Below are 6,516 nucleotides of genomic sequence, written 5' to 3' on the forward strand. Positions count from 1 at the left end.
TCTAGTTCGGCCATTAAACCCATTATTCCCAGCGCTTTATCTTTCCTGCCCTGTTTGTCATAATGATTTACCAGAATCTTATACTGGGCAAAAGCATCTCCTAAAAAACCCATTTTACGATAAATGTCGGCAATTTTTAAATAAACATGGTCCGGGGAGGGATCTTGTTTTGGAACTTGTTTGTAAATGGCCATTGCTTCAACATACTGATTGTTTTTGGCAAAAATTTCAGCAGCCAAAAGATATTCTGAAATCGCTTTTCTTTTTTCCCCTTTTTTTTGGTAAATTTCCGCCAGTTTCAAGTGAGCGCGAGCGTTCCCAGGATCTTTTACGACGTAATCCAGGGACTGTTCCAATGGGTCCGGGTCTCGCATTTTTTCCTTTTTCAGAAATCTACTCAATTTATTAAGTAATTCCATTTGATTCTCGAAAGATTAGAAATTTTAAAATCTCAATAATAATCTACGAAAGCTTTCATCCGGCTGGCCACTACCTGGGCTAAGTTATTCATAATTTTTACCCCCATCTTGGGGTCCTGGTTCACGAGGACATAAAAATCTGGGCTATTAATCACTAACAATTTTGAAGGACGAATGGTCACCGCCGAAGCAGTGTAGCGATTCGGGGGAACCAAAAAAGACCAACCCAAAATCTTGCCCGGGGTTTGAACAGCAAAATTAACTCCCTTCATAAAACGAATAGAAATGGCTCCTTCCTCCAAAATAAAAAGCTTAATGGCCCTGGCTCCTTCCTCACACAACGTGCAACCTTCAGGCATAGTTTCTTCGTGGCAAAATCGAGCGACGACTTGGAGTTCCTCATCCTTAAGACCTTGGAAAATTTCAACGTTCCTGAGCCTTTCGATTGGGATCATCTCTTTCTCCTTTTAAAACAAGCACCTGAGACCGTTAGATTCATAAGGATAATTATTTAGTCAAAAATCCCCAACAGGGTTTGATGAATCCTTAAAATATTTTCGGACATTTGTTTAAAAAACTTAAGATCAAATCCGTGATTTTTTTCAAAAAGCAAAAAAAACATCTCCCTTTTCCTACTCCCGCTCGAGTTTATATTAGCGAATACGGATTTAATCGTCAATCGATTTGCTTTTCATGCTTTAGAACAATTGTCAAACCCCAGTTTTATTATAAATTTGACCTGTCTTTCACTAATTCCCCGGGTGCAGGGGGATGTCGCTTGGATGGGCCAAATGGACAACGACTTCTCATCCCCGTTTTATCTTTCCCCACGTGATAGGGGGGCTTCTTTGAAAATGACAGGGCAATAAACTTAATTTAGGCGGGAATTCACCGGAAAGGAGATTGCTGAGGTTAGGTATTGTATTGTTGGAGCAGAAGGTTATACCGATAGAAGGCATCCCCCAAGAATCCTGTCTGCCGGTAAATGTCGGCAATTTTTAAATGCACATGATCCAATTCGGGGTTTTTCTTTAGGACCTGTTTATAAACTGCCATCGCCTGAGGGAACAAATTATTTTTACAAAATATTTCTGCTGCCAATAAATATTCCCCAACTGCTTTTTGATGGTCTTTTTTCTTTTGATATAGTTCAGCCATCTTCAGGTGAGCTTTGGTATTTCCGGGTTCTTGTTTGGCGAGTTTTGAATAAAATTCTAATTCTTTCCAAATTCTAAATTTTTCTGTCTTGAAAAAAGGATTTAATTTTTTTAGAAGGCTCCCACCTTCCCAATAAGATGGGGGGTGTTCTCGAACTCTCCTCGGGTCGTTCTTTTTCAAAATTCTATTGAGTTGTTCATTAAAGCTATACTCATTATCAGCAATCAGGATTGATTCAGCTTGGGGCATATAAAATTCCCTCTCCAATAATTTATTTGTTTTTCGTCCTGGCGAAAGCGATAACCTATTTCAGCAATTTTTATGCCTGGGAAAATCGTGTAAGTTAATTTCAGCACAGGTGGGCTCATTTATTATTGGGGTGTTTTGTTTACTGTAAGACTTTGCATGTTTTTCTTAGTTTATAATTATTGTTTTTGTTTTTTCCCATTACAGCGGAGAAAACTCTTCGGTCTTTTTATCTTTTTTTTCCTAAAAAAGAAATTCCATTAAACCACTTGGCCATATTTGTACGGGGCCCCAAACATTCCTGTCTTGGCGGGTCTTTCCTCCGTTCCCCATAACATATCCTGATTTTGATCAGGGAGGAAAATTTTTAATGAAAAGGTCTTGGGGGGGGTCTAAGAATGGATTTCTTTTTGGGGTTGATATCCGCAGAGCGGTTCTTCCGCCATGTAATCGCCTTCCTTGGCAAAGGCTCTAGCTCGACATCCTCCGCATACTCGCATGTATTCGCACCGGCCGCACCGGCCTTTATAGGAAGAAAAATCTCTAAGCTGCTTAAATAAAGTTGAAGACTCCCATATTTGCCGCAGGCCTTGCTTTCTCAGGCTTCCACTAAATACCTCCAGGTATCCGCAGGGTTGCACATCTCCCCGATGCGATATAAAACAGAAGCCAATACCTCCCAAACATCCCCGGGTCATAGCATCCAAGCCGTGAGATTGAGGGGTAATTTTTTTGCCTTCCTCCTTAGCTCTTTGCCGGAGTATGCGGTAATAGTGGGGTGCACAAGTAGCTTTCAATTGTAATGGAATCTTTTCTCGTTGCTCATAGAACCAGTGGAGAATATGCTCGTATTCTTCGGCTTGAATGGTTTCTTTGGCGAGCTCCCTCCCTCTTCCGGTGGGGACCAATAAAAAGATATGATGAGCAACAGCCCCTAAACGGACAGCCAAATCTAAAACTGCAGGTAACTCCCCCTGATTTTTAAGGGTAACTGTGGTGTTGATCTGAAATTCAAGCCCAGCCTTCTTGAGGTGTTCAATTCCCTTCAAGGCGCCGGTAAAAGCCCCATCAACCCGTCGAAAGTTGTCATGGCTTTCCCGGGTGGCTCCGTCCAGGCTGATGGAAACCCGCTGAATTCCGCAAGTCTTCAAACGTACAGCCTTTTGGGCATCTAACAAAGTCCCATTGGGAGCTATGACCATGCGGAGGCCACGGCTCGTCCCATAACTGGCGATTTCATAAATATCTTCCCGTAAAAGCGGTTCACCCCCTGTAAGAATGATTACTGGTTGGCTAAAGGCGGCAATGTCATCAATCAGCTTCAAAGATTCATCCGTACTCAATTCCTCCGGGTAAGGGCCGCGTTCAGCCGCAGCCCGGCAATGGCAACAGTTTAAATTACAACTGCGGGTTACCTCCCAGGCGACCATTCGCAAGATGGGAGCTTTTACTTCCGAAGAGATTTTTTGTTGGAGAAAAGAATCTTCGCTTTTCACTTGAATTTCACCTGATTCCGATTTCTTCATCCGTAAGGTAACAGGCCGGATCTGGAGCCCAGATGTCTCCGGTGACCGCTTCGGCCCGCACTCGAAAATTTCCCGCGCATACATCCAACCAGCGGCAGGAGGCACACCGTCCCTTCACGTGCTTCTTCTTCTCTTTGAGTTTGGCCATCAAGGGTTCGTGGGTATCCTGCCATATCTCGCTAAAAGGGTGTTTTCGGACATTTCCCAGAGAATAATGGCGCCAGAATTGATCCGCATGCACCGACCCATCCCAGCTTACACAGCCGATGCCTACCCCGGAGCTATTTCCCCCATTCATTCGTAGAAGGGTAAGTACTTCGTCGGCCCGCGGCGAGTTTTCACCCAGCATACGCAAATAGAGGTGTGGACCATCGGCATGATTATCCACCGTGAGAACTTCCGCGGGTTTGTTTCGTTGGTGAAGATCCCGGGTTCGATCAATAATCAGGTCAACGACTTTTCGGGTTTCCTGATGATCCAGGTCTTCTTTCACCAATTGACTTCCTCTGCCGGCATACACGAGGTGGTAGAAACATACCCGGGGTATATTCTCTTGTTCTAGGAGGTTAAAGATTTCAGGGATATCGAAGGCATTCCGGCGGTTGATGGTAAAGCGAAGCCCCACCTTAATCCCAGCTTCCTGACAATTGCGGATACCTTTTAAGGCCGCTACGAAGGATCCTTCCACTCCTCGGAAACGGTCGTTCGTGTCTTGCATCCCATCCAAGCTGACTCCAACATAAGATAATCCAATTCGTTTCAGTTCTCTGGCTATTCTTTTGGTAATGAGGGTACCGTTGGTGGAAATCACTGCCCGCATCCCTAAATCTGTGGCTAGATGGGCCAAAGGTAAAAGGTCTTTCCCCAACAAAGGTTCACCACCAGAGAAAAGAATGACCGGCGACCCGAAGCGGGCAATATCCTCGATCAGCTTCCTTCCTTCCTCTGTGGTCAGCTCTCCCCTGTATTTTTTATCTCGCGATTGAGAGTAACAATGAACACACTTCAAATTACAACGTTGCCCTACGTTCCATACGACTACGGGTTTTTTGTCGGCGGAAAACTGCAGAAGGTGGGAAGGTAGCTTGGCCGAGTGCCTTTCGTAGCGCAAGGGATCGGAAGCCTCTACCGTCCCGCAGTATAATTTGGAAATGCCAATCATGAAAAACCTTCGTATTTATTAGCGATCTACTTTCAGCGACAAGAAAAAATATTTTACGTATTTTTTTACCTGAAAGTTACTTGCTGATCGCTATTTCTGAAAATACTCTACCAACGCTTCAACCAGAGCTGGAATCGTATACTCTTGCGGCATGATGGTTGTTTCTATTCCCAAGCTCTTGCCTTTTTCGGCGGTGATCGGGCCAATGGAAGCAATCGGAATTCCGGCCGTCAGCTTTTGGGCATCCTTCTTTCCAACCATTTCCACAAAATTGCTTACGGTTGAAGAACTGGTAAAGGTGATGGCTGAGATGGCCCTTTTGGCCAATAGCTTATAGACTCTTTCCACTTGCCCCGCAGGGCGAACCGTGCGATAGACTTCTACTACATCTACCAAGGCTCCGGCTCTTCTCAACTCTTCCGGAAGGATATCTCTGGCCCCTTTGGCCCTGGGAATTAAAACCTTTTTTCCCCTTAAACCTTCCTTACGCAGCCCTTCGAAAATTGATTCCGCTCGGTATTCGGAAGGCACGAAATCCACCTTTAGTTTTAAAGTTCTCAAGGCTTCGGCCGTCTTGGGTCCAATGGCGCAGAGCCGAGGACCTTTTAAATCCCTTATGTCCAGCCCTAGTGTAAAGAACCTGTCCAGAAAGAATTTTACCCCGTTTACGCTCGTGAATATGACCCAATCATACGTCATCAGTTGGAATGCGCAATGATCAATGTCATCCCAGTTCTCTGGGAGAATCACCTCGATAGTCGGAAATTCGATAGGTACACCGCCCAATTCCCGCAGTCGTTCAGAAAGGTCGCTGGCCTGTTCCCTAGACCGCGTCACCAGGATTTTCTTTCCGAAGAGGGGGAGCCGTTCAAACCAATTCAGATGATCGCGCAATTTAACCACTTCCCCCACCAGGATAATGACTGGGGGCTTAATTTTTTTTGAGTGAGCAATCTTTCCGATGGTCGAAAGTTTTCCTGTAATCGTCTCTTGTTCGGGCAGAGTCCCCCAACGGATCAAGGCGACGGGTGTTTCTGGATCCCGGCCATTTTTCATCAACTCCGCAGCAATTACTGGAAGATTTTCCACTCCCATCAGGAAAACAAGTGTTCCTACGCCAGTGGCTATTTTGTCCCACAATATCCTGGACTCTTCTTTCGTCGGATCTTCATGGCCTGTAATAAAAGCCACCGTAGAAGTGAAGTCCCGGTGGGTTAAAGGAATGCCCGCATAGGCAGGAACGGCAATGGCGGAGGTAACTCCGGGAACCACCTCAAAAGGAATGCCTTCCCGAGCAAGCTCTTCTGCTTCCTCCCCTCCCCTTCCAAAGATGAAGGGATCCCCCCCTTTCAGGCGGGCGACGATTTTCCCCTTCCTGGCCTTCTCGGCAATCAAAGAATTAATTTCTTCCTGAGAGAGCGTGTGGTCTCCGCCTTTTTTCCCCACATAAATCCGCTCCGCTCCCTTGGGGACCGAACTGAGAAACTCTTCATTGGCCAGGTAATCATAAACCACCACATCGGCTTTCCTCAAACAGGCCAGCCCTTTGACCGTGATCAGCCCGGGATCTCCAGGTCCGGCGCCAATCAAATAAACCTTTCCTGTTTTCATCCTCTTTTCTCGCCCTCGCTTAAAATATCGCTGGCCCCTTTCTCCAGCAGTTCCTCAGCCAACCGTCTTCCCAAATCTTCCCCCTGCGCTGATGGACCTTCCAGCTTTCCCCGGATTACTTCCCGCCCATTTTCCGTCGCCACCAGAGCGCTTAAAATTAATCTTCCTGAAAACAATTGGGCCAAGCCGGCAATGGGAACTTGGCAACCTCCCCCTAACCTTTGTAAAAATGATCTTTCCGCCATAAAACATAATTGGGTAGGAGAATGGTTTAGGCTCGCTAATAGATGCTGCACCCATTTGTCCTCCAAACGGGCTTCAATAGCTAATACTCCTTGACCAACGGCTGGAAGCATCACCTCCGGCTCGAAAAATTCCGCCACTTGATCTTCCC

Annotated in this window: 7 protein-coding genes; all 7 read right to left on the reverse strand. The window is 45.8% G+C overall.

Translation table 11 applies throughout. The features are described from left to right. Positions 1 to 302 (reverse strand): tetratricopeptide repeat protein (locus Q7V48_13090; GenBank protein ID MDO9211665.1); only part of this gene is annotated, 302 nt, incomplete at its 3' end. Between the two features lie 149 nt (positions 303 to 451). Beyond that, a complete protein-coding gene (locus tag Q7V48_13095; GenBank protein ID MDO9211666.1) occupies positions 452 to 874 on the reverse strand; it encodes a cyclic nucleotide-binding domain-containing protein in 423 nt (140 codons plus the stop codon). A 457-nt stretch (positions 875 to 1,331) separates the two neighbouring features. After that, the gene (locus tag Q7V48_13100) at positions 1,332 to 1,826 is read right to left on the reverse strand and encodes a hypothetical protein (protein ID MDO9211667.1); all 495 of its coding nucleotides are present in this window, start codon (positions 1,824 to 1,826) and stop codon (positions 1,332 to 1,334) included. Positions 1,827 to 2,215: 389 nt separating this feature from the next. Then, complete coding sequence (ahbD, locus tag Q7V48_13105) at positions 2,216 to 3,253, reverse strand: heme b synthase (protein MDO9211668.1); 1,038 nt, start codon at positions 3,251 to 3,253, stop codon at positions 2,216 to 2,218. Between the two features lie 73 nt (positions 3,254 to 3,326). Continuing rightward, the gene (ahbC, locus tag Q7V48_13110; GenBank protein ID MDO9211669.1) at positions 3,327 to 4,511 is read right to left on the reverse strand and encodes a 12,18-didecarboxysiroheme deacetylase; all 1,185 of its coding nucleotides are present in this window, start codon (positions 4,509 to 4,511) and stop codon (positions 3,327 to 3,329) included. A 90-nt stretch (positions 4,512 to 4,601) separates the two neighbouring features. After that, positions 4,602 to 6,122: a uroporphyrinogen-III C-methyltransferase gene (gene cobA / locus Q7V48_13115; GenBank protein ID MDO9211670.1), complete on the reverse strand. Its 1,521-nt coding sequence runs from the start codon at positions 6,120 to 6,122 to the stop codon at positions 4,602 to 4,604. Then, a partial coding sequence (gene hemC / locus Q7V48_13120; protein MDO9211671.1) for a hydroxymethylbilane synthase occupies positions 6,119 to 6,516 on the reverse strand: 398 nt, incomplete at its 5' end. The genes hemC and cobA, both read right to left, overlap by 4 nt.

The organism is Deltaproteobacteria bacterium (genome assembly GCA_030654105.1).
Lineage (GTDB): Bacteria > Desulfobacterota > SM23-61 > SM23-61 > SM23-61 > JAHJQK01.